General features: G+C 39.8%; 25 protein-coding genes and 1 tRNA gene. 7 read left to right on the top strand and 19 right to left on the bottom strand.

The features are described 5' to 3' along the window. Positions 1-160 precede the first annotated feature (160 nt). Positions 161-2,626 carry a ferrous iron transport protein B gene (gene feoB / locus ACTCNA_RS04315; RefSeq protein ID WP_462946668.1) on the bottom strand — a complete coding sequence of 822 codons (2,466 nt, stop codon included), beginning with the start codon at positions 2,624-2,626 and terminating at the stop codon, positions 161-163. Between the two features lie 127 nt (positions 2,627-2,753). Here feoB and ACTCNA_RS04310 point away from each other — a divergent pair, with 127 nt between their 5' ends. The 7 genes from ACTCNA_RS04310 to ACTCNA_RS04280 all read left to right on the top strand — a co-directional run bounded on the left by ACTCNA_RS04310 (position 2,754) and on the right by ACTCNA_RS04280 (position 8,821). Further along, positions 2,754-3,515 (top strand): hypothetical protein, encoded by a 762-nt coding sequence (locus ACTCNA_RS04310; protein WP_462946667.1) that lies wholly within the window; start codon positions 2,754-2,756, stop codon positions 3,513-3,515. After that, positions 3,487-3,792 carry a thiamine-binding protein gene (locus ACTCNA_RS04305; RefSeq protein WP_462946666.1) on the top strand — a complete coding sequence of 102 codons (306 nt, stop codon included), beginning with the start codon at positions 3,487-3,489 and terminating at the stop codon, positions 3,790-3,792. Before ACTCNA_RS04310 ends, ACTCNA_RS04305 begins: the two co-directional genes overlap by 29 nt. Before the next feature lie 114 nt (positions 3,793-3,906). Continuing rightward, positions 3,907-3,980, top strand: a tRNA-Arg gene (locus tag ACTCNA_RS04300). A 719-nt stretch (positions 3,981-4,699) separates the two neighbouring features. Continuing rightward, positions 4,700-5,671 carry a 2-hydroxyacid dehydrogenase gene (locus ACTCNA_RS04295; protein ID WP_462946665.1) on the top strand — a complete coding sequence of 324 codons (972 nt, stop codon included), beginning with the start codon at positions 4,700-4,702 and terminating at the stop codon, positions 5,669-5,671. Between the two features lie 71 nt (positions 5,672-5,742). Continuing rightward, positions 5,743-6,834, top strand: a complete 1,092-nt coding sequence (locus ACTCNA_RS04290; RefSeq protein ID WP_462946664.1) for a zinc-dependent alcohol dehydrogenase — start codon at positions 5,743-5,745, stop codon at positions 6,832-6,834. A gap of 31 nt (positions 6,835-6,865) precedes the next feature. Beyond that, positions 6,866-7,879: an alcohol dehydrogenase gene (locus ACTCNA_RS04285; RefSeq protein ID WP_462946663.1), complete on the top strand. Its 1,014-nt coding sequence runs from the start codon at positions 6,866-6,868 to the stop codon at positions 7,877-7,879. Between the two features lie 66 nt (positions 7,880-7,945). After that, on the top strand, positions 7,946-8,821 hold the full coding sequence (locus ACTCNA_RS04280; RefSeq protein ID WP_462946662.1) for a dienelactone hydrolase family protein: 876 nt from the start codon (positions 7,946-7,948) through the stop codon (positions 8,819-8,821). 267 nt (positions 8,822-9,088) lie between these two features. Here ACTCNA_RS04280 and ACTCNA_RS04275 read toward each other — a convergent pair whose 3' ends face one another. The 18 genes from ACTCNA_RS04275 to ACTCNA_RS04190 form a co-directional block, all read right to left on the bottom strand. After that, positions 9,089-11,536, bottom strand: coding sequence for a DUF5686 and carboxypeptidase-like regulatory domain-containing protein (locus tag ACTCNA_RS04275; RefSeq protein WP_462946661.1), 2,448 nt, complete (start codon positions 11,534-11,536; stop codon positions 9,089-9,091). A 2-nt stretch (positions 11,537-11,538) separates the two neighbouring features. Next, a complete protein-coding gene (locus ACTCNA_RS04270; RefSeq protein ID WP_462946660.1) occupies positions 11,539-12,138 on the bottom strand; it encodes a CDP-alcohol phosphatidyltransferase family protein in 600 nt (199 codons plus the stop codon). A gap of 55 nt (positions 12,139-12,193) precedes the next feature. After that, entirely contained in the window at positions 12,194-13,294 is a 1,101-nt protein-coding gene (locus ACTCNA_RS04265; protein ID WP_462946659.1) for an SDR family oxidoreductase, read from the bottom strand. A 39-nt stretch (positions 13,295-13,333) separates the two neighbouring features. Beyond that, the gene (locus ACTCNA_RS04260) at positions 13,334-14,008 is read right to left on the bottom strand and encodes a diacylglycerol/polyprenol kinase family protein (RefSeq protein ID WP_462946658.1); all 675 of its coding nucleotides are present in this window, start codon (positions 14,006-14,008) and stop codon (positions 13,334-13,336) included. 15 nt (positions 14,009-14,023) lie between these two features. Further along, positions 14,024-14,752 (bottom strand): phosphatidate cytidylyltransferase, encoded by a 729-nt coding sequence (locus tag ACTCNA_RS04255; protein WP_462946657.1) that lies wholly within the window; start codon positions 14,750-14,752, stop codon positions 14,024-14,026. A gap of 4 nt (positions 14,753-14,756) precedes the next feature. Continuing rightward, positions 14,757-15,557, bottom strand: a complete 801-nt coding sequence (locus ACTCNA_RS04250) for a sulfite exporter TauE/SafE family protein (protein ID WP_462946656.1) — start codon at positions 15,555-15,557, stop codon at positions 14,757-14,759. A gap of 94 nt (positions 15,558-15,651) precedes the next feature. After that, entirely contained in the window at positions 15,652-17,889 is a 2,238-nt protein-coding gene (locus ACTCNA_RS04245) for a patatin-like phospholipase family protein (protein WP_462946655.1), read from the bottom strand. Between the two features lie 4 nt (positions 17,890-17,893). Beyond that, the gene (locus ACTCNA_RS04240; RefSeq protein WP_462946654.1) at positions 17,894-18,595 is read right to left on the bottom strand and encodes a methyltransferase family protein; all 702 of its coding nucleotides are present in this window, start codon (positions 18,593-18,595) and stop codon (positions 17,894-17,896) included. Between the two features lie 16 nt (positions 18,596-18,611). After that, positions 18,612-19,334, bottom strand: coding sequence for a carboxy-S-adenosyl-L-methionine synthase CmoA (cmoA, locus tag ACTCNA_RS04235; protein WP_462946653.1), 723 nt, complete (start codon positions 19,332-19,334; stop codon positions 18,612-18,614). A gap of 102 nt (positions 19,335-19,436) precedes the next feature. Beyond that, the gene (locus tag ACTCNA_RS04230) at positions 19,437-19,799 is read right to left on the bottom strand and encodes a hypothetical protein (RefSeq protein ID WP_462946652.1); all 363 of its coding nucleotides are present in this window, start codon (positions 19,797-19,799) and stop codon (positions 19,437-19,439) included. A 67-nt stretch (positions 19,800-19,866) separates the two neighbouring features. Continuing rightward, positions 19,867-20,334 (bottom strand): GbsR/MarR family transcriptional regulator, encoded by a 468-nt coding sequence (locus tag ACTCNA_RS04225; protein ID WP_462946651.1) that lies wholly within the window; start codon positions 20,332-20,334, stop codon positions 19,867-19,869. Between the two features lie 69 nt (positions 20,335-20,403). Then, positions 20,404-20,568, bottom strand: a complete 165-nt coding sequence (locus ACTCNA_RS04220; RefSeq protein WP_462946650.1) for a hypothetical protein — start codon at positions 20,566-20,568, stop codon at positions 20,404-20,406. Continuing rightward, entirely contained in the window at positions 20,565-20,705 is a 141-nt protein-coding gene (locus ACTCNA_RS04215; protein ID WP_462946649.1) for a hypothetical protein, read from the bottom strand. Before ACTCNA_RS04215 ends, ACTCNA_RS04220 begins: the two co-directional genes overlap by 4 nt. Further along, positions 20,692-20,814 carry a hypothetical protein gene (locus ACTCNA_RS04210; RefSeq protein WP_462946648.1) on the bottom strand — a complete coding sequence of 41 codons (123 nt, stop codon included), beginning with the start codon at positions 20,812-20,814 and terminating at the stop codon, positions 20,692-20,694. The genes ACTCNA_RS04215 and ACTCNA_RS04210 overlap by 14 nt, the downstream gene beginning before the upstream one ends. Before the next feature lie 5 nt (positions 20,815-20,819). Further along, positions 20,820-21,626, bottom strand: a complete 807-nt coding sequence (arsM, locus tag ACTCNA_RS04205) for an arsenite methyltransferase (protein WP_462946647.1) — start codon at positions 21,624-21,626, stop codon at positions 20,820-20,822. Beyond that, positions 21,623-22,048, bottom strand: a complete 426-nt coding sequence (locus ACTCNA_RS04200) for an arsenate reductase ArsC (RefSeq protein ID WP_462946646.1) — start codon at positions 22,046-22,048, stop codon at positions 21,623-21,625. Before ACTCNA_RS04200 ends, arsM begins: the two co-directional genes overlap by 4 nt. Before the next feature lie 57 nt (positions 22,049-22,105). Continuing rightward, the gene (locus ACTCNA_RS04195; RefSeq protein WP_462946645.1) at positions 22,106-23,425 is read right to left on the bottom strand and encodes a permease; all 1,320 of its coding nucleotides are present in this window, start codon (positions 23,423-23,425) and stop codon (positions 22,106-22,108) included. An 8-nt stretch (positions 23,426-23,433) separates the two neighbouring features. Then, on the bottom strand, positions 23,434-24,204 hold the full coding sequence (locus ACTCNA_RS04190; protein ID WP_462946644.1) for a pyrroline-5-carboxylate reductase family protein: 771 nt from the start codon (positions 24,202-24,204) through the stop codon (positions 23,434-23,436). Between the last annotated feature and the right edge of the window lie 89 nt (positions 24,205-24,293).

The raw sequence follows: 24,293 nt of genomic DNA, 5'->3' as shown, positions 1-24,293 counted from the left end.
GCATTCTTCCGTGCAAATTGAGCAATTGTTTTGTTTTTGCTGTTGTTCGTTTATCAATTTATTAGCAGGCTTCTTTTTGCCAAATTTTTTGTAAAACTTCCAAAACGCAAACAAAAATGCTGCTGCCACAATCAGGTATGTAATGATTTCCTGTGCCATTTCAGATCAAAAAATTCCCTACATTGTAAATTGCAAAAGCGGTAATCCACGCCAGCGAGGTGGTATAAAAAACAACAAAGGCAGCCCATTTCCACGAGCCTGCTTCATTTTTCATGGTAGCCACAACACCCACACAGGGGAAATAGATCAGGATAAAAATTAAAAAGGCGAGGGCTGCAGGAATGGTAAATACTTTTTGCCCTTTTCGTTTTCCTGTGGTGTGTACTTCGTCCCTTAGTTTTTGCTGAAGATTAACCGAAGAGTCAGCATCGCCCGACTGGTACAAAACGCCCATTGTGCTTACCACTATTTCTTTGGCAGGCAAACCAGCCAGCAGGCTGATACTCATTTTCCAGTCGAAGCCGAGCGGGCGCATGGCAGGTTCAATTACATGTCCGAGTTGCCCGAGGTAAGACCCGTAAAGCTGTTCTGCTTTCAGCTGTTGTTCAAGGCTGGCAATATTTTCCTGTTTTATTTCTTCGTCCAGTTGGGTATTGGCTTCAACAATTTCAATTTCATGTTTAACCTGCTGGTTTTTTTCGGTTTCGCGCGGGAAATAGCCCAGCGACCAAATAATAACTACCCCGATTAAAATTATCGTCCCGATTTTCTTCAGATAGTGCCTGGTTTTGTCCCACATGTGGTAAATGATATTTCGGACTGTGGGCATGCGGTAGGAGGGAAGCTCCATTACAAAAGGGGTTTCTTTGTTTTTGAAAACCGTTTTATTCAGGATTTGAGAGGTAAAAAATGCAAAAAATATCCCTGCAGCATAAATTCCTATAAGAATGAGTGATTGAAATTTATCGAAAAAAGCTGAAATGATTAGAATATAGACTGGTAGCCGGGCACTGCACGACATGAACGGAATGATTAACATGGTCAGCAGCCGGTCGCCACGGTTACGTAGTGTACGAGTGGCCAAAATGGCCGGGACATTGCAACCAAATCCCATCACCAGCGGGATAAACGACCGTCCGTGCAGCCCGAAACGGTGCATAATGTTATCCATTAAAAAAGCAGCGCGTGCCATATAGCCCGATTCCTCGAGCAATGAAATAAAGAAGAAAAGAATGAGGATGTTGGGCAGAAATACGAGGACGCTGCCTGCCCCGGAAATGATCCCATCAACCAGCAAATCTTTGAGTATTCCATCGGGCATTATGCCCGAAATGAAATTGCCAAGTTCCATTACCCCCGCGTCAATCCAGTTCATGGGGTAGGCTCCTAAATTAAATGTGGTGTAAAACATAATGAACAGGATGGCAGCAAAAATGGGCAATCCCCAGTACTTGTGGGTGAGTACACTGTCAATTTTTTCTGAACCTGTTTTTTGTTTTCTGAACGGATTTTTAAACGTTTCTTTCAGGGCACCGGCAATAAAACCATATTTGGCATCGGTAATAACTGTTTCGCTGTCTTCATTCCAGAGCCCTTCAATTTTACTGATCTCCGTTTCGGTGATGTTTTTTATTTCCGCGAAGTTAGGGTAATCAGAAAGCAATTCTGTTACATGTTTATCGCGCTCTAAAAGTTTAATGGCCAGAAAACGCGACGATATTTTATCGGTAACCGGCTTAACTTCTTTTATTTTTTGACGGATAGACTGAATCGAATCTTCCAGGTCGCTGCCGTAATTAATGTGAACATGCCGGCTGATGGTGTCTCTTCCTTCAAAAACTTCAATTACTTTGTCGAAGAGCTCATCGTGTCCGATTCCTTTCGAGCTGATGGTTGGAATAAACGGAATTCCCATTAAACGCGAAAGCCCCTTGTAATCAAATTTCATTTTTTTGCGCTCCAGATCATCGTACATGTTTAGGGCGGCAACAATGCGTAAATCCATGTCGATAAGCTGGGTGGTAAGGAACAGGTTCCGCTCTAGTTTGGTGGAATCAATTACGTTAATTACCAAATCGGGCGTTTGCTCATAAATAAATTCACGGACAAATATTTCTTCTTTGGAGTACGCAGTTAAGCTGTATGTTCCGGGTAAATCATAAAAATTGAAGGTGTAACCTTTTACATTGAATGTCGTTTTTTTTATGTCCACCGTAACGCCGGTGTAGTTTCCCACCTTTTCTTTAGCGCCCGAAATGGAATTGAAAAGCGTGGTTTTTCCGCAGTTGGGATTACCTACAAGTGCAATATTTATGGTGCGGGTTCTTTCCGACTGGTTGACCAGCTTGATTTTCCGGTCGATCACCCCTTTGTAGGTGCCGTTTTGCGAAGTATCAAATTCGCTCACCGGCACCACTTCAATCAAATCGGCTTCCGATTTTCTTAACGAAACGTTATAATCGAGAATTTTAAATTCGAACGGTCCTTTGAAGGGGGCATTTTTTATCACTTTCACCTCTTTGCCCTTCACAAAACCCATTTCAGTAATGCGCTTTCTGAATGATCCGTGCCCGATAACTTTGGTTATTATTACTGTTTCACTATGTTTTACTTCGCTTAACTTCAAACCCTTCCGCCCCTTCTCTTTTTCGTATTTAATTTAAATAAAAATAAGCGTACAAATATATTTAAAATAGGTTTAAATTTTCTTATAATCGCAACAAGTGGTTATTTTTGTTGTTTAAACTGTTTGAATGGAAGAAGATAAATACTATAAGGACATACAGAAGGCGATTGAGGATTTACCCGGAGATTTCAGTATTCTGGAGGAGCAGATTGATATCAGGGATCAGATGAAATACTTCGAGTTTTCCAAGGAGATTAGGGAAAAGAATATTGGAAAGGAGTGTTTTGAAAACCGGGAGGAGTTGTTTCATGCTGAAACATCAGAGGAACGAAAGAAAGAAATTTTGTCGGCCATTGCTGCTGTTGACGAGGTGAAAGCCTACCGCACCATTGAAAAATACCTTGAAAAACCCGACAAAGAACTGCGCAACTGGGCAGTGCTGGCCCTGCAGGAGAGCAGGATGTTACTGAAAAGTTCGCTACTCGACGAAAAGCAGGTTTTCATTTCTACCGGGTTGGGCGGTAAAGGAAAGAAACTACGTTACTACGTGGTATTTATAAACCGCGAAAGAAACAGCATGCTCAATCCCACCCAGCAAAAACTGGTAAAGGATGAGCTTATTTTTGCACTGAAAGACAATGAAGGAGAATTTGAATCCATAGACTTTTTCGAGGGATTTTCAACGTCGCTTATTTTATTACCGCTGAAAGCCGACATCAAAAATCTGTTTAACAATGTGGTAGCAGAATGTAACCAATACGGCAATTTCCTCAACGACGACATGGTAATTACCAATGTAAAGGTTTTGTCGCGCGGCGAGATTATTCAAATGTTAAATCAAAGTAAAAATTTAAATTCATATGATGGACTGGAGGAAGAAAACAATTAACGTCGCCATTCAGGTTTTGCCCGAAGCTGACGGAAAAATTAAATATTCGCTTGTTGATGAAGCTATTGAGGCTATCCGGAAAACCGGCCTGAAGTACCGGGTTTGTCCGTTTGAAACTGTGGTGGAATGTGCTTACGATGAAATGCCGGCTTTACTCGAAATAATTCATGAAGCCTGCCAAAAAGCAGGAACCCAAAAGATGTTAACCAACCTGAAAATTCAGGTTGACTTTCAAAACGGCGTTACCATTGAAGATAAAATGGAAAAGTACGATTAACATTATTTGAAATTTGCCGCTATTTCTTAAAAAGTATTATATTTGCACCCGCTTTTACAATATGCCGCCGGCTTATAAAAAGCAACCCGAAAAGGAAAGCGTTTTTGTAAATACGGACCTGTAGCTTAATTGGATAGAGCACCTGACTACGGATCAGGAGGTTGTGGGTTCGAGTCCCGCCAGGTTCACTTGATAATCAAAAGGTTACAAATTAATTTTGTAGCCTCTTTTATTTTGTACAAGTGATGTGCAAGTAGCAATTATTTGTACTTTTCAGCATTTTAGTAGAAATCCAGAAAAGTAATTGCCATTTTAAAAAGCAGAAAATCAAAAATTAGCCCAACTTGTTTCCCAATTGATATAGAATATTGAATATCAAGCACATGTTGTGACATTATTTATAATTCGGGTACTACAAACAGTTTTCAAAAACAACTCAATTATTTATCAGGTAGTTACAAGATAAAATGACCGAAATTTGTGCATTTTTTTGTATTTGGGTGGCATTTTTAACAAGTTGGGTTAAATTTATTCGTGAACATATTTCAATATATAATGTTTAAAAAAAATAGATTTTGGATGAAATTTTTTACTTCGTTCAAACCGCTCAACTTAGGTAAAAGGAAATGGGGGATCGCTGATTAAATTACGAAATGAGCCATTTGTGAGAAATACCATGATAAAATCATATGGCAGATAACTTTTTCGACGAGATTCTTAAAAAATAAAAGGAGAACAGACTATGTTGAAAATTGGAATTATAGTAGGAACCACCCGTCCCGGACGCAATTCAGAAGCCGCAGCAAAAAGCATGATAAAGTTACCTGTATATTTTATTCCTCACTAAGGTGGCCCAAAATGTGAAACTTAACAATCAATTAATGAGTATTCTTCAAAGTTACCACAAATGAGAAATATTTTAGTGACATATAAAGCCAATGAAAAAGAAAAAGAGTTTTACAGGAACTTTTTTCAGGATCATGTGATTTCTTTTTTAGATGATATAGAAACCGATAAAAAAGAGAAAATATTATTGGAAAGTGACATAATCATTGCGTGGAACCCGACAAAAGAATTAGAACAGTTTAATAAAAGCCTGTTCCGCAATTTTCATCTTATTCAATTATTGTCTGCCGGTTATGATCACCTGAAATTCGATATGTTTCCGAACGAATGTTTAATCGCAGCGAACCAGGGTGCTTATGCAACACCGATGGCTGAACATACGGTCGCGATGATTCTTTCACTGGCAAAAAAATTGCGATTGTATCATAACCGCCTGGCAGAAGGAAAATTTGAACAACTGAAAAGTATTACCAGGCAGGTTATGGGAGCAACGCTCGGAATTATCGGCTTCGGTTCAATTGGGAAAGAAGTTACAAAATTGATGCGTAGTTTTGATGTGAAAACAATGGCATTAAACACAAGCGGAAAAACAATCGAAGATGTTGATTTTATAGGTAGATTAGACGATTTGGATCACCTGTTAATTCATTCTGATTTTGTGGTCATTTCCATTCCCCTGACAGACGAAACAGAAGGATTAATCGGAAAAAGGGAATTAGAGCTGATGAAAAATGATGCCATATTGATTAATGTGGCCAGAGGGCCGATTATTAAAGAAAAAGATTTATATGAACATTTGAAGAGCCACCCCAATTTTTCAGCCGGAATTGATGCGTGGTGGATCGAGCCGTTTAAGTTTGGACAGTTTAAAATCAATTACCCCTTTTTTGAATTGCCCAATCTCATAGGATCGCCCCATAATTCAGCTATTGTCGAAAACATTTTGATTGAAGGAGCAGAAAAAGCAGCAGAAAATGTGAAGAGATTGCTGAATAATGAGAAAATAAAAGGAGTCGTTAAAAGAACATTATAAAATAAGGAAAAAATTAAAATGCGTCTGAAACACATTTCAAAAAATAATACTAAAGACAAGGAGTATAAAATATGGAAAAAACAATGAAAGCAGCACGCTTATATGAATTGGGGAAACCTCTTGTAATAGAAGAGGCGCCGATACCTGAATTATCTGATGACGATGTGTTGGTAGAAGTGAAAGCTACATTTGTAGCCCCATCAATGAATGATATTCTAAATCCGGGCGGAAATTTTATTCGCCCTGCTTTACCGGCTATTTTTGGTTCCGATGCAGTTGGAACCATTTCTAAAGTAGGAAACAAAGTAAGAGGATTAGAAGAAGGTCAAAAAGTATGGGTCAATTCGATCCTTTATCATAAGACGGATGAATATGCATTAATGGGCCGGGAAGCATTGAGTGATTCGATGGCTTTCCAGGGCATGTTCACTTTTAATCCGAACAACGTCCATCTTTTAGATGAATATCAAGGCGGCTTTGCTCAATATGTAAAAGCGCCCTCAACAAATGTGGCAATCTTACCGGATAATTTTCCTCTTGAACAGGCAGTCCGTATTGGTTACCTGGGAACAGCATATCAGGCTTTGAAATATGCAAATGTTCATTACGGCTCAACCGTATTGATTAACGGCGCTACCGGAACCGTCGGCACAAGCGCTGTGCTGCTGGCTTTAGCAATGGGTGCGGTAAAAATAATTGCTGTAGCAAATAAAAAAGAGAGATTGGAAAAAATCAAACAGATTAATCCGTCGGTTATTTCCACCTTGTCGCTCCTTGATGGGGACGTGACCGGCAAAATAAAGGAATTGACAAACGGTAAAGGAGCCGGGTCATTTGTTGATTGCCTTCAATACGTTGATACGCAGTCAACTCATCAATGCTTATATGCAGTGAAAAAAGGAGGGGCTGCTGTATTTGTTGGCGGGGCAACCGGAAATATCAATATTCCTTACGGTTTTCTTTTAGGAACTGAAATAAAATTAACAGGGTCATTATGGTTTCATCATTTTGAAGCTAATGAAATAGTTAACCTGGCTCAATCCGGTTTGCTAAATTTAAATTTGTTTGATGTAAAAACCTTTTCACTTGACAAGATAAACGAAGCTGTTGCTCTTGCAGGATCAAGATTAGGAGGATTAACAACAGTAATGGTAAAGATATGACAATGTCTTCAATAATTAAAAGCTAAAAAAAATGGCAACAATGAAAGCAATGCAGGTAAAAAAGGCCGGTGGAGATTTTCAATTGGTTGAAATTCCGGTACCGGCACCAAAAGAAAATGAAGTACTGATAAAAGTAGAAGCCTGTGGAATTTGTCACAGCGATGCAATGGTAAAAGAAGGATGGGTCCCAAATCTACCATATCCTTTAGTCCCGGGCCATGAAGTAATCGGAACCATAACGGAAGCCGGGAAAAATGTGAAGTCATGGCAAACAGGTCAAAGGGTCGGCGTAGGCTGGCATGGCGGCCATTGTTTTGAATGCGAACCTTGTCGTCGGGGCGACTTCATTAATTGTGACAATGGGAAAGTCCCCGGAATTAATTACAACGGCGGTTATGCTGAATATATGTGCGCCCCTCAGGATGCACTGGCTTTAGTTCCCAAAGAATTGAATTCGGAAGAAGCCGCCCCTCTTCTTTGTGCCGGTATCACTACGTATAATGCGTTAAGAAACAGCGGAGCCAAACCGGGTGACACGGTTGCAATACAAGGTATTGGGGGATTGGGACATTTGGGATTACAATTTGCGAATGCTGCCGGCTACCGGACAGTGGCAATTTCCCACGGAAGTAAAAAAAGAGAATTGGCACTAAAACTCGGTGCACACATATACATAGATGCAAGTAACTCCAATGCGGCCGAAGAGCTGCAAAAAATTGGGGGGGCTGACATTATATTGGCCACTGCGCCTAACAGCAAAGTCATTTCGGAAATAACAAACGGCCTGAAACAACGAGGTAAATTAATCGTTGTTGCAGCGGCGAACGAGCCCATGGAGGTTATCCCCTTCACGCTTATTTCCGGCAAAACAATTCAGGGATGGCCCTCGGGTGATGCAAAAGAATCTGAAGATACGATGAATTTTTCGGTATTGAAAAATGTTCGTCCTCAAATTGAAGTTTTTCCTCTTGAGAAAGCCAATGAGGCATATAACAAAATGATTACCAATAAAGTAAGATTTAGGGCCGTATTAAAAATGCAATAAATCCCGGTCTTAGAACAAAACATACATTAAAATCGTTTTTCAACAAATTAATTAAAGGAGGTTAACATGAATATCAAAAATTATTTAAAAGGGTTCGACAGTAAATTACTTGTCGTCAGTTTGTTAATGATATCTATAGCTACTACTTATGGATGCGTAGGAAATCAGGGAAAAGAACAGAATGCACAGACAGAAAAAAAGAACGAACAAAATATCGTTCGTAAAGAGATTGATTATAAGGCAGGAGAGACACCATTAAAAGGGTATCTTTTTTACGATGAGAATAAAAAGAAGAAAAGCCCCGGAATCATTGTTGTGCACGAATGGTGGGGCAATAATGCTTACAACCAAAAGCGGGCCAGGATGTTGGCAGAATTAGGTTACACCGCATTTGCCGCCGATATGTACGGCAATGGACTTATCGTTGATAATCCGGGGGAGGCACAAAAAAATGCAGGGGTTATTTATTCTGATGTGGATTTATTGAACGAAAGAATAACCGCGGCTTACGATATTTTAGTAAACAGCGGTTATACAGATCCTGAACGTGTTGCAGCAATAGGTTATTGCTTCGGTGGTACGGTGGTCTTAACCGCTGCCGGTTTAGATGTCCCGCTCGATGCAGTGGTAAGCTTTCACGGTGGGCTAGAAGGTTTTAAAGCGGGCCCAACAATTAAAAACACGCATGTTCTCGTCTGCAACGGGGCAGCAGATAAATTTGTACCCCAGGAAGATAAAGATAATTTTAAAAATCAAATGAACGCTGCCGGCGCTGATTATGAATTCAAAGAATATGAAGGAGCCTTGCATGCTTTCACAAATCCCGAATCAACTGAAGCAGGCCAGAAATTTAACATGCCCATAGCTTATAATGCGGCAGCAGATTCAGCCTCGTGGAAAGATATGAAGGAATTTTTCTCAAAGTATTTTCCTGTGAATTAAATAAACGTCGGGCCATAACACTGAGCCCGACTTGATACCACCTCTTTTTGCGTGTTCATTATCCGCACAATGTTTCTCCAGTTGTGGTGAATGTTTTTGATTTTGGGTGGCATTTTTAACAAGTTGGGTTAAGCAGGGATTTTATCAATTTTGATGAAATTCCTTTTTTTTGTCCATTCAGAACCCTTGCCAATTCAGGGATTGGCGAAAAAAGAATTTACCCTGGAGGTTCGATAATGGTCTAATTCACGGTTATAGCGGATTTTATTAAAAACTCATTTCTGCCCTAAAGAATATTCCGTTTCTGTCTGCAAAATTTTGATTTGCATAGGTACCACCGAGCTGATGCACATATTCAACTCTTAAAACTTTAAAAATATTTGTCAGTCCGAATCCAATTTCTGCATAAGGTTTGCTCATTTCAGGGGTGTAATAACCGGGTAAATCGAAAATTGGGTTATAGCTGCCGGTAAGTTTTCCGTAATGACATTTTAATGAAACCATTTCCCGTAATTTTAATTTTTTTACCAGGGGAATACGATTCAGGATGATTCCCCCACCGTTTAAATCCCAGTGAAAATTGGTGTACAGGTTATGCGCAAAAGCAGCGTGATGTAACAGGTTAAACCGGTATTTCGCATAGCCCAGCGACATTGAACCAACAGGTTGGTCGAGCAAATCGTAAGGGGCATCACCAAAAAGGTATCCGCCATTTACCATATAACGCATGAAAGTAAGTCCCATATTCACTCTGCCCACCACAGAGCCGTGAAACTGTGCATACATTCCCTGGGCATCGGAAACATCCGGCAGTTTTACCTGCCCCAAATCCAAACTTAGGTTGATAACCGGGGTTTCGTCGATATAATAAACACGCGTAAAATAATACTTGTCGTAATACTGTCCGAATGCCAATCGTGTATTAAACAGAATTCCATAGTTGTTGTAGGTATTATACTCCACATTATTTTTAAAAAAGTGTACGTTTGGCGTACTTCCGCTGTGCAAAAAATAAGGAGATACCTCAATGTTAAAGTCCTCATTGGCATTGTATTCAAAAATTAGATTGAAACTTTTCTCCTCTTTTAAATACGGATTTTTTTCGCGACCGGTGAGGGCTGCAATAAAATTACCATTTCCACGGGTATTCGGGTTCTTTTTGATAAACTGCAGGTATTTATCTTGTGAAACCAGCGTATAATCATCAGAATAATTTCCTCGAATAATAATTTTATCGGTGGGTAAGGGTTGATACCCAAAGTTGACACCATATTTTAACTCATTGCTTTTTGTTCCGTAACCTAAAAAACCGCCAACAGTAAAACGTTCAAACATTTTTTCGCCTGTGCGCAGCGGAAGCGAAAAGCGCTGGCCTTCGATGGCATTGGTGCTGTAAATATCGAAAACCGGACCGATTTCTATTTTTCCCGCGTCGATATAGCTGGTTAAAACCGCTCCCCCAATGGCATCAATTCCCTGAACAACAGAATTCTCCTTCAGCTTTTCCACCCGCATGTAAGTACCTTCATCAAAATGATTGGTAGCTTCAAACTCGGGCTGGTTTTTCCAGTTGCGGGGACGCACTTCCTCTAATCGTTTTGAAGTGGAATATTGCGTTGTTTTGGTTACCAGCCAGTTGCCGCTCGAAACTTCATCGATCCGCTGTGAGCCATATTTTGAAACCGTGTCCTTATTTAGTGTTAGCGCCAGGTTTAAACTGATTTCCTGGTTGTTATAGAACCAAGTATTTTCATCAGTTTTTGCGTAATTTACGTTTGCCTTGAAGCCATTTACAAAATTTATATTTGCTTCTTCCTGAACGTAAGCGCAAATATTAGTCAGGGCAAAGGTGCTGTCTTCCACGGTAAAACGTCCGGTAAACAGTGGATTATATTTGTTTTTCGGCGTGAAAGAAAAGCTAAAATATTTAGTATCGTCAATATACGTACTGTCATTTAAATAAAAATCGTAATGCAGTTGGGCTGAATTGCTTAATGGCGAGGTTATTCCCCGTCCAAGAATATTTATCTGGTCGCGGTAAAAATCCATATCGATTACCACATTCAAAAGAATCAGGCTTTCAATAGTCTGGTTCAGTTTGGGGAAGATTCCGTCTTTCCGGCTGTAAACAATGCTGTCTTTTCCGCCAACATTTGTTTCGCCAAGTTCGGCCAGATAAATGGGAGAGAATCGTAAACTCTGCCCGTCAAGTTTCATGGTTACTTCATCCAGATTGCCGATAAACCGGTTTGCCCGCGAAGCAGAATCGACAGCCAAATAAACACTTGTCCGCTCAAACACTTTATAGTCGCTAACTTTCTGTATGTTTTCACGGTTCTCTTTTTTTCTTTCCAATATTTGTTTTAATAAAACTTTGGCGCGCGAAACTTCTGGTTTTACGGTTACTTCTCCAAGTTCCTGAACCTCTTCATCCAGAAAAACCACAAGCGGATTTTCCGTTATATTTTTTGCCGGAATTTTCCATCTCCGATAACCGACGGATGATACACAAAGCGTATCTTCCCCGGATAGTTTTATTATGAAATGGCCGTCAGCGTCTGACATGGTTCCATGAGTAGTACCTTTTACCCAAATATTTGAAAAAGGTACTGGTTCCTGATTTTTACTGTCTTTTACATATCCTGTAATTTCCTGTGCGAAAACGCCAAGATTTGTGATGGCCATGATAATGACCAAACTAATTTTATATAACATCGTTAGTATGCTTGCTCCCTCTCATTTTTTATTAACCAATACAATCCTTTTACCCCGATTTTTATGTCGTCGAGTTTAAACAGAATAATTATTTTTTCGGTGTAAGCAATTATTCCCCAAGATATAACCAGATAGTACATCCAGGGATAAAAGCCAAAAACGAACAACACAAAAAAGAATATACTTTGGGCATACCCGGCAGAAACGGCTGAATAAAGGTGTAGGCCGGGAATTTTTCCAAACCGGGCAAACGAGACAATATAACTAAGAACAAATATTCCGAGAAAAAGGAATAAAATCCAGGAATGGGGTTCTATTTCATTCCATTTAAAAATGAATAAACCCAGAATAGCCATAGCGTAAGTGAAAATGTCTGCCAGGTTGTCGAGTGCGGCCCCAAAATGGGTTTGAAGTTTAAAGTAGCGTGCAATGCTTCCATCAATAGCATCGCTGACCAAACTTATGCACAAAAGAATTACAAACCAGTTTTCGCGCCCGGTAAGTGCCATAAAAAGAATTACCGGGAATGCCAGCAGACGGTATAAACTAATAAAATTGGGAACGTTAATGATATTTTCGCCTTTTATTGTAATCTGTTTCATTGTTTTTATGTTTCATTGCATGATTATTTATAATGTTGTCCCAAACCAGCACCTATCAGGTAACTTCGTGTTCCTGTTTCTTTTCCGAAAGTGCTTCGATAAAATATTCCATCATTTTAGCAATGGATTTATTAGTGGGACCTGTTGCCGTATTTTTCAGAAACTTGTTTCTTTGCCGCGTATCAAATAACACATTGATTGAAGCGTAACTTTCAGTAAACGACATTCCTGCAGAAATCATTCTTTCAATGGGGTTCATTTCGTTTCGTTCCAGATTTTTAATCGGAATTATTTGAATAGGCACCAACTGGTTCAGGGTATCGATAATAAAACTGTTCCGTATCGGATTTTTCGACACAAAATTCATTATCTCCGGGATTTCGTTTTCTTCTACTACTTTTATTAATTGCCTTGTAACCGTATCGATCGGGATTAAGTTTTGAGTGGCTTCCGGATCTACGTGTACCCGCACTATTTCATTGGGATACCGGTTGGCCAGCTTGTAAACCCTTTTGGCAAAATCGAAAATCCCATAATCGGTTTTGGTTACACCGGTTTTCTGGTTTCCAACTACCTGCGACAACCTGATGATGTGCCCGTTCAGTCCGTTGTTTCGAATATTTTCCCCGACAATATTTTCAGCAAACCGTTTTGATTGCTCATAGTAATTTCTGAACGCAGAAATATCTTCATTTTCATAAAATTTTTCCTCGAACAGGCCGCTGAACCTGCCACACGAATAAGCCGTTCCGATATAAAAGAAGTGGGAATCGCTCTTTGCATATTTCGAAAAAACCTTAATCGAATTTTTAACCCCTTCAATATTAGTAGAAAAAATTTCATCAACCGACTTTTCATCGTATTTCAAACTGGCGGCAAAATGAAAGTAATGTACATTACCAGTAAAAATGCTTTTTAGAACATTTTCATTCATTGAAAAATTATCGCCAAGTAAAGAGTAATTGTAAACCTCAAGATTGGAAGTATTTATTTCCTTGCCATCATTAATATGCGCGAGTACTTCTTTCATTTTTTCTTCCGGGTCTTGTTTATTTGCACGAACCAAGGCAATAACCCTGTAATGCTTTTTTAATAAATTGTTGATGAAATTTGAAGCAACATATCCGTTTGCCCCGTTAATAATTACTGTTCTCATATTTCAATTTTATATTCTATTTTTTTCGTTTTATTTGTATTAAAGGAACAGGAGCAAAACAAGAAGCGCACTCAAGGGAATACTGAGATTATCGGATCCGCGCCAACTGATCAATTCAGCAAACATGGTTACCAAAGCTACCAGCATTGCCAGCCAGAATGTTTCAAAATCGAATACCCCTCGGTGAAAATAAAGCGCTATAATGCTGATTACAAAACTTGAAACCAGAAATGCTCCTGACCCCAGCCATGTTTTATTTAATTTTTTCCCAAATACTTTTATTCTTCCATTGTAGGCTTTTATATTGATTCCGAGAATGGCTGCCATCGGGTCGCTAACTGCCAGAATAAGCATGGGAAGTATGTAGAGGAATTTATCATCAAGCAAATCGGAAAAAAGAAATGTAATATAAATAGCTATGGGCAATAAATAGCTACCTATCGATTTTCTTTCAATGCCGTGAATCGATTTTAGCATTTTCCCCTTCCGGGTAATAAACAATACGGCTGCAAACAAAAGGGCAAGTACTAAAATGTACCAGTGCGATGGAAAAATATATGGAAACGGCACGGTTGCCAACACCGAGGAAAAATGGGCAAATTTTCGTGTTATTTCCCCTGTCGGGTTCAATCTCCGGTAAACCAACTCGTTAAAAATCAGCAACAAGCCGATTCCGATTAAATATACAAATGATAGTACTACAATATTTCCCATAATAAATTTTATTTTTTAAATTCCCAAAACTGGTATAGCAAGTGCGGCCCAGGCACCGCCGGCAATTAAACTGTCGAACCTGTCGAGAAAACCACCGTGCCCGGGGATGATATTGTTAAAGTCTTTCACCTTGTATTTGCGTTTAAAAAGCGAAGAGAGCATGTCTCCGGCGAAAGCAAAAAACAGTGTGCCGATGGTAAAAATGAATAATCCGGCGATGGAGCCGACAAAAAGGTTTTTTAATAAGAATGCGCTTAGCAATGAGATAACTGTTCCCCCAACAACACCGCCCAATGTTTTATTCGGGCTAATACCCGGCATTATTTTAGTCTTCCCAAAAAGTTGCCCTGAGATCTGGCTAAAGCTGTCGAAAATGGAAAGTATTAAAAATGTCAGCAGAATCAGATTGTCGTTGGCCAGACTAAAAACAATAAATCCCGCCGAAAGAATAAAATAAACCAGTAATGACAACACAAAAAATAATTTGTGCTGAAATTTTGCAGAAACGAAAAGCCGGCTTAACTCAAAACTCCCAACCGCAACAATTAAAATTGCCAGGTACGAAAAAACAGCTGCCTGAACAGTAATACTAAAAAATAAAATATTTATGATTATAAAATAAACGCCAAATTTTGTATAGCTTTTGCGGGCCACATCGCGTTCTTTTTTTCTGTTAATCAAGTAGAAACCAATTCCACCTAAAATAAAATAAATCAGTATTATACCATAAATCAATCGTTCCATAAAATTAATTCCTTCCTAAAATCATTAAAAACCCGATAGCAGCCATAATGAACGCATAAGCATATTTTACTTTGCTTTCCGATTTGTCAACTTGAATTTTTGCGAGTAAACGCGGGCCAATTAGCGCCCCGATGGTTGAGCCTGCGGTAAGAAAAGCAATCAGTGTTAAATCTATTTTTCCCACAATAAAATGGGCACCTACAGCAAAAATTGTATTCACCAGCACCACAAGAAGCGATGTGCCAATAACCATTTTCAGTGGTATTTTTGTTGAAAACAAACCTGCCAGGACAGGCGCACTACCGCTTGTACCGAATGTTCCGGTAATTAAACCGGCTGCCATTCCAAAAAAGGAACCTGTAAGTGTTTTTAAATTTTTCCGCGATATTATTGTCTTCTTTCTGATGCCTTCAATATTATTCTTCCTGGCATTAAAAACCATGTGAAGCGCAATCAGGATTGAATAACCTCCGAAAGCCGCTTTTAATGCGGAATCGCTAATGCTGTTGGCTATTCCTGCACCGATAAACGCTCCGATAATTCCTGTTATCATAAAAAGCGCTGCCACCCGAAAATTGATGTGATTTTTGCGGTAATGCCCCCAGGAGCCAATCATACAAATGGGCAAAGTTGCCACCAGCGATGTTATAACCGCCGTTTGGGCCAGTACCGCTAAAAGGAGTGTAAGAACAGGTAAAAAGAAAAATCCGCCACCTCCTCCAACCATGGTGCCAAACAAACCGATAATAAACCCCAACAGTGGTAAAATGAAGTAAATATTCTGTATTTCTGAAAAATTAATCATTATTGCTACTTTCTATAACTCTTTTTAGTTCCATCGTTCCTAAGGGGTGATGCATTTTTGCGTATTGTAATATTTCGTTTTCAAAGGATTATTTTTAAAACCAATATCCAAGATTTGCTGAGAATGTCGGGGTTTCATGATACCCGGAATAGCCTATTCCCAAATCAATCGGGCCAATTGCCGTATTTATCGAATATTTTACACCTCCGCCGCCAATGGTGTTGAAATTACCGGGATGATTAAAATCATTTCCCTGCGCCATCCTATTATAAAGCAAAGAGATGTATTGGTTCTTATTTACCTGGAACCGAATTCCAATCAAAGCAATATTGACAAACCGATCAGCAATTGTAACCGGAGGCAGGCCCACAAATGGCAGGTGATAATTAAAATATTGTGAATAAGGTTCCCCGCCTACAATTGTTGTTTTAATCAACGGGTATTCGGAATTAAAGAGCGAACGGCTGTACAAATCGAATAAAAGGGCCATATTGGGCTGAACAGGAATCACATTGTTCATTTTAAAAAGCAAAACCGGACACAATGTACTGCCGTCTGAAAAGTCGGTATTTAGCGAAAATTCAGCATCCAGTCGCGTACCTTTCTCCGGGAAATAAAAATGGTCCATATTATCGAAAGAGAAATAGGTGTAACCGTTTGTAACCAACTGGTCGGTTTTTGACATCAAAACCGCATCATCTGGTTTTTTCGAAAACACATCGCCGTTAAAATATTCTTCCCGTATTCCTAACCCAAAATTCAATTTGTTCAAAAAGGATTTATACAGGTAGATATCACCGGAAGTATAAAAAATTTCTGCGTTGAACATTTTATCGCCTTCTTCATAAATATTGTATTTCTGGTATTTTCCTTTTATTTCGATTCCGAGTGTGGGCAGATCTCTTTTGCTGGTTTCAGCAACTATACTGACTCCGGGATTGGCCGACAACTCAGTGCTTGCCGATAAATAACTGATTGTTTTATTATAGTTTCTGCGGGTTACATTGAGCAACAGCGCCGCAGCATCATTGGTATTAACCTTAAAACCAAATCGTTGAGAATACACTTTCCGGGGTGTGATATTCAGGTGAAGCGTTTTACCATTTTCGTTGTCTGTCAGATGGTAATACACCAGTGCGAAGCCCCCGTATCCGTACAACCTGTCGATGGCATTTTTTATTTGCTCTTTGGAATAACTTCCGGGTAATTCGAGGTTAAGTTTATTTTTAAGAAACGTTTCATCGAGGTTGTGGCCGCCCGTAAAGTTTATGTCCGTAATTTGCCATTTATCATCAATAACATATTTCCTCGAATATTCCCGTTGTTTAAGATTGAATTTCTGTTTAATTTCCCTGATTTGATCTTTCACTAATAGTGTCGCTCTTTCGCCCCTTAAAACAAGAGTGTCGGCAGCTTCGCGCGAAAAACTTCCTACGGAATAACCAGTGATATCGGGGCGTATTATGATGTCGCACAAACTGTTGTTGACAGAATCTTTTTCCTGCCCCAGGAAACCAATCATTTGATTGAAAATCCCTTCCCCCGAGGTTAACTCTTCTTTTGGTTTCAGGTCTCCCCTGATATCGACCCCGATAATGATGTCGGCACCCATCCGTTTGGCTACGTCGGTGGGGAAATTGTTTACAACCCCGCCATCCACCAGCAACAGGTTTTCTCGCTGGCAAGGTTGAAAAACCCCGGGGATTGCCATACTCGAAAACAGGGCTGTTGGGAAAAAGCCATCTTTCAAAACCACTTCCTCGCCTGTTTCAAGGTTGGCAGCAACACAGGCAAAAGAAATGGGCAACTGGCTAAAATCCGCATTTACAGGTACATTCCCTGCCAGTCCGCAAAAAATGTTCAGGACATTCTGGCCTTTAATAATACCTTGTGGCAGGCCTATCGATTTTACATCGGAAAACGAAAACGACAACAGATACCGTTGTTTCAGCATCTGGTCGTTTTTCGAAAGTACATTCCGGGAAACATTATCTGAAAGGACCCTTTCCCAGTCCTGGCTTTTAACAATTTCCTCAATTTCCCCGGCAGTATAACCCAATGAATAAAAACCGCCAATCAGGCTTCCCATGCTGGTGCCAACAATAATGTCGATAGGAATTCCTTCTTCCTCTAAAACTTTAAGGGCTCCGATGTGAGCAAATCCTTTGGCCCCTCCCCCGCTGAGCACTAAGGCAATGTTCGGACTGTTCTTGTTTGCACTTTTCTGTTGTCCTTTTACTGGTTTTATAACAGTAAACAGAAAAATTACAAATACTAAGAAAACATTCCTGATAAATGCAATTCGTATGGATATTAAACCTTCTCTTCCCAATTTTCTACTTTTCTACGTTACTGGCATAATCCCTGAACGTTGTCTTTTTGAGTATTTTAGTTACAGCGTATAACAGGGACGTAATCGCAAAAAGAATTAACACGATGTTTAACTCTAAAATATTGTGATGAAATAATAGCAACTCTATTCCTGAAAAATAGATATAAAGCGAGTTGTATTCCCTGAGAAATACTCGTTTCCAGTTGAATTTGTATCCTTTTAAAGCTGAATTTATTTTACTTAAATCAGGGATAATTGCTTTTACCTTTTCTTTATATCTGGCATATTCTTCCCCGAAATTTCTTGTAAGAAATTCCTCTTCTGCCTTAATAATCGAATAATATATTAGTACAAACAAAGGGAAAAAAAGTGCCGTAAACAGTAGCGAATTGGCAAAAATTCCGAAACCAAGAATTAAAAGAATATTCCCAAGATACATTGGATTTCGGCAAATCGAATAAATCCCGCCTGTAACGAGTTTATTGGCATGAATTTTCCCTTTACGTCCACCACGGATTATATATTCAAGACCGATGGTTAGGCTCCGCACCATAATGCCGGAAGTAATAATCAAAGCCCCCAGTATAATAGCATATTTATCTGCAAAAATATCGGGTGATGGAATAAAAAGTGCCACGTAAAAAAAGGGGAAAATCGCATTTCTGTACCGAAAAATCCAGTTTCCAAAAGTTATGAAAAATTTCATGTTATTAATTGTATTTTTATTTTAAAGCCACAATTCCCGAAAAATTATACCACTTAAAAAATGCCTCAACATTTCGAAATCCAACACCCTCTAACACCTCAATGTCTTCGGATAATTTATAAGGGATTAAAACATTTTCCAAAGCCTCGCGTTTTTGGGCTATCTCCATTTCATCGTAATGGTTACGTCGTTTATAGCTGTAGTAATATTTTATAAACTGTCGGTTAAACTCCTGCCCTTCACCCAAAACTTTTTCGAAAAGTATGATGGCTCCTCCCGGATTTAATTGGTCGTAAATTGTTTGCAGAAGCTTTTCACGCTTTGGTGGGCGCACAAATTGTAAAGTAAGACTCAGAATAACAACAGACGCATTTTTTATTTTGAATGCCTGGTTTAAATCCGCGACTACTAACTCAATCTTTCGATTAATGTCAGCCGATTCTAAATTTTTGCGACAATGATCCAGCATTTTATCGGAGTTGTCTATTCCGACAAAACCAATAGAATTATCCAGCATTTTATCTAAAGTGATGAACGTTGTTCCTGTCGAGCAGCCTAAATCGTAAACATTGGTATGTGGTTTTGCATAATCATTAGCAAGTTCTGCTATCATTCGTTGTACTTCCAGATAAAAAGGTACCGATCGTACTACCATATCATCGAATACTTTTGTAACTTTTTCATCAAAAGTGAAATCGGTCGATCTTTCAAGCTTGGTTTTAAATATACTGTCTTTCATAAAAATGTTACTTTAATTTTAAAATTTTTTTATTTGTAAACTTTTGTATAATTAATTTTTCAGTTCAATTTCATGCACCAATTGATGTTCAATCTTCTTTGCTTATAATAACTGACTTACTGTTGCTCCTGCCGAAGGAGTGTGTAAAGCTTTTATATCGGAAAGTCCACTGAGCAATGGGGCGATGTCTTCAGGTAAAACCTCCATCATCTCTGGGGAGATTTCTATATCAGGGATACCCATTTTTGAATAACTTAAGTCCCCATCAATTTGCGGAAGTCCGTTGGCAACAGCTTCTTTTCTTTTTGCATTGCTTTCGTGCTCTTGTAAAGTTGCCTTCTTCGTGGCATGACTATTCGCTACAGCATGTTTTAACAGCTTGTTGTGCGTATAGTGTTCCTGGCTACTCGCTGCTTTAGGAAATTGTAAAAGTCCGATTAAAATTATGATTATCAATTGTTTCATTTTTTTCTGTCATATCTTTTTAATACTAATTAGTTCTGAAATTATCGAACTTAAAAAACAAAAAAAATTAATGTTTGTTTTTATATTCCTCTTTAAGTTTGTCTATGCGTTCAGCAAAGAATTGTACTCCTTCCATAATGTTTTTTATAAATTTTGCATTTCTTGAATTTGGATTCTTTTTTAATTCTATGATTTGGTTCATTATATCTAATTTTTGCTGCATTTTTTTTTCGACTTCATCAATCATATCACTAATATTAGCAGAAACAAAACGAAAATATCGTTTGCGGTCGCCGGGGTAGGTAACGTATTCAAGAACACCGCGAAGTTCAAGATTTCTCAACGCATTGCTGACAGTACTTTTGCTGATCTGCATTTCCTCTACAATTTCATCAAAGGTGTATTCTTCTTTATCCATCACCATTAACAAGCCCATAATACGCGCCGCTACAGGTTGAAATCCATCCTTTTCATTATCCCGTCCGATGGATTCAATCAGCTCTTTTTGTTTTTGTATTCTTTCTGATTCTTCCATTTTTTAATTTTTGTACAAATTTGTATAAAAAAATCAAGTTTCTTTAGTTCGCAACAAAAGGAACTAAAATTAAAATATACTGTTAACATTTAATTTAAGCAGGTTATTCAGAATATTTTGCCCCTGGAAGGCGAACAACAGCGCCAGCGTAACCAGCAATGCCGCAATGCTCACCGGTTTCAGTTTGGGTAAAAATTCTTTTTTGAACCATTCTTCTCCGCGGCGTTTTATCAAAATTCGCTGGTGGCAACTTTGCCCACTTGTTTAATGCTGGAAAAATCAATCTGGAGCATCAACGGGTAAATCATCAGCCAGATTAAAATGGCAACCGGAATATTTACCCGTGCAACTTCAAGGCTACTGAATTTCAATTGAATCGCCGAAAAGATAGCCAAGTCCGATTCCGCCAAGGATTCCGAGCGCAACCCAGATGGTCAAAAATTTTTCGAAGAAACCGATGTTTCTTTTTTGCTTTTCCATACCGGTTATTTGTTTGCAGTTACGGTAATACTGAATATTCCGGTGCCGGAATGCCTGAATTGTTCAGTATCTTTTTCCCCTAAATACTTGTCAAGAATGGAGTCCGGAATAACAATTGGTTTTTCTTTTTGAATTTCAACCTGGGAAAACCTTTGTTTTTCTATAATTTTCAGGTATTCCTGCTTTTCGGTTGCACCCGATACGCAACCGGAATACATCTCCGCAGCTTCCTTCAGTCCCTCCGGCAATTCACCGCTGGCTACCACATCTGAAATGCAAAAATGGCCACCCGGTTTTAACACCCGGTAAATTTCTGAAAATGCCTTTTGCTTGTCGGGAACCAGGTTGAGTACGCAGTTGCTGATTACCACATCGAAAGTGGAGTCGGGCAGGGGCATTTTTTCAATGTCTCCCCGGATGAATTCGATGTTTTTGAATCCCGTTTTGGCTAAATTCTGCTTGGCTTTATGAACCATTTCTTCGGTAAAATCGAGACCGGTAATTTTTCCGGTTTCGCCAACGAGGGTGCGGGCTACAAAACAGTCGTTGCCAGCGCCGCTACCCAAATCAAGTACGCTGTCGCGCGGTTTTATTCCGGCAAATTCGGTGGGTAAACCGCAGCCCAGGCCCAAATCAGCATCCGGATTATAACCTGCCACGTTGGTATATTCGTCGCCAATCATGCTGAATTCCGGTTCTCCACAACAACCCGATGTGCCGCAGCATCCCTGTTGTTGTTCCAGTAAGTTGCTCTGGCCGGCAATTGAGCCGTACTTTTCTTTTACTACCAACTTTAAATCTTCTGCTTTCATAGTTGTGGTAATATTTCTTCCTTATACAATTTGTAAAAAGCCTCTTTAATTTCGTCGCGTACCCGGTAGTATTCGTTTTGAATAAATTCCGGTGTCCCGGTGGCGTGTGACGGGTCATCGAACCCGATGTGCAGCCGGTGTTTTACTTTGCCGAGAAAAGCCGGGCAGTTTTCGTTGGCACCGCCGCAAACGGTAATCACGTAGTCCCATTTTTTGTCGAGGTATAAATCAACGGAATCCGAAGTGTGGTCGCTGATGTCGATACCGATTTCTTTCATCACTTCCACGGCTTTGTGGTTCAGTTTTCCGGAAGCCTCGGTACCTGCCGAAGCTACTTTCAGCCTGTCGTCAAACGACTTTAAAAATCCGTGTGCCATCTGGCTGCGACAACTGTTGCCGGTGCAAAGAATTAAAATTTTCATGGTGAAATTGTTAAACTGTTAAATTGCAAAATTGTTGGATTATTTAAATTCAAGTTTTTAAAAGAATGTTCCATAAATTAATCCTGACATGGTTGCCATTACCACCACCAGCAGAACATAAACCAACGTTTTTTGTGTTCCTATCACGCCTCGTATTACGAGCATGTTTGGCAATGAAAGTGACGGGCCTGCAAGTAACAGTGCCAGGGCCGGTCCCTTTCCCATTCCGGCTGCAATAAGTCCCTGTAAAATTGGCACTTCAGTAAGTGTGGCAAAATACATAAAAGCGCCTACGATGGAAGCGAAGAAATTGGAGAAAACCGAATTTCCTCCAACCAAACCGGCTACCCATTCATTAGGAATAATTCCTGCCATCGCCGTATCGTCGTGGGTTGAGCCGAGCAAAAAACCGGCGGCCAGCACACCAATGGCCAGCAGCGGCATTATTTGCTTGGTGAAATCCCATGCCGAAATGGTCCATTCTTTATTATCCTGATCCCGTTTATCGATTAAGGTAATTACGCTGAGCCCGGCAATGGCAACCACCATTGGAATGAGCGGTGATGAACTTAAAAATGCTGAAGCTGCTGTAGCAACTGCGGCCAGCAGCACATGCTGCCATCTGATTTTCAGAATGGCAATTAATGAATAAACAAGTACCAGCCCGAATGCCGAAGTGATGTACCATTTATTGGCCCAAATCCAGTACCAGGTGCCATCGGGTACACCGTCGGCCGGTTTTCCCCAGTTGGCAAAAACGAGAATCAGTACCAGCGTGAAAAAGTGAAGCGATGTTTGCCACATGGGGCGTTTTTCGGGCACATCAGGAAAACTCAGTTGCTCTTCATTTTTTGCTTTTTCTTCTTTGCGGTAAATGAGTGACATAACGGAGCCGATGACCACGGCAAAAACCACTGCGCCGATTACCCGTGCAACACCCATTTCAAAACCCAAAATGCGTGCTGTTAAAATAATAGCCAGGATATTAATCGCCGGGCCTGAATACAAAAAGGCAATCGCCGGTCCGAGGCCTGCCCCGCGTTTGTGAATGCTTGAAAACAGCGGCAAAATAGTGCAACTGCACACTGCCAGAATGGTTCCTGAAACGGAAGCGACCGTGTAGGCCACCCATTTTTTTGCTTTGGCGCCAAAGTATTTCATTACGGCACCCTGGCTTACAAATACGGCAATTACACCGGCGATAAAAAAGGCTGGTAGCAGGCACAAAATCACATGTTCCTGTGCGTACCATTTGGCCAAATCGAACATGGCCATAATCGCTTCAGTAAACCGTGCGCTTTCGAGGGGCATAAAATAGGCAAACACAAAAACGACAACAATCCACCCTAAAATTTTAATCTCTTTTTTCCAGTCCATATTCTGTTTCAGGGTTTAATCTTTTCGAACAATCCCAGCAATTTGGAATTCAAAGTATTTTTAATTTCCTCTTCGTTTTCGCCGATGGGTTTTACCGGGATTAAATCCATCACTTCCTCAGGTGTTAAGCCTGATTTGTAATACAATTTGATGGCATTTTTCAGGGTGGTGCGAATGGTTTTTGCGGCTTCTTCTTTTGAGAGACCGGTTTTTTCGCCAATGGCCTCCAGCTCCTGCCACTGAAACCAGAAATAGGTGGGCAACATACCCGAAATGATAGCATAACCTTCCAGTTTGTGTTCCTCGGTTTCAAAGGTTTTGCCCAGCGGCTTAAACAGTTTTTTGATATGCTTTTTTTCTTTTTTCAGCATAGCCGGGTGAAACGCCAGCGGATTGTATCCTTTGTTAATATAGGAAGTTGCGTTGGGAATCATCCGCACGATGTTGGCGGTTTTTACCTTCGAAGCTATTTTTTCGATGGTAATTTTTGGTGCCAGCGAAACCACAAAAGTTACTTCGTTTACCACCCCGGCAATTTTATCGAGCGTTTCCATAACCACCGGTGGGTGAACTGCAATTACCACAACTTTTGTCTGCGCCGCTTCTTCGGGTGTTTCGGCTTTTTTTATTTCCGGAAAATCACTTGCAAGTGCATCGAATGTTTCGCTGTTGGAGTCGAACACTTTTACCGCTGTAAATTCAACGGTTTTGTTTTTAAACCCTTCGAGGAAAATTCGTGTAATTCTTCCTCCGCCGATAAATCCTATTGTTGTTTTCATACTATTAAAATTGTTAATTTTTAAAGGTATAGTATGGAACTCGCATGTATTTTAATTATCCTCCTATGTGTAAATATTTTACATGCTCG

This window comes from Tangfeifania sp. (assembly GCF_055108615.1).
Note: the sequence above shows the minus strand (reverse complement) of the source record. Positions and strands in the feature narration are given on the sequence as shown.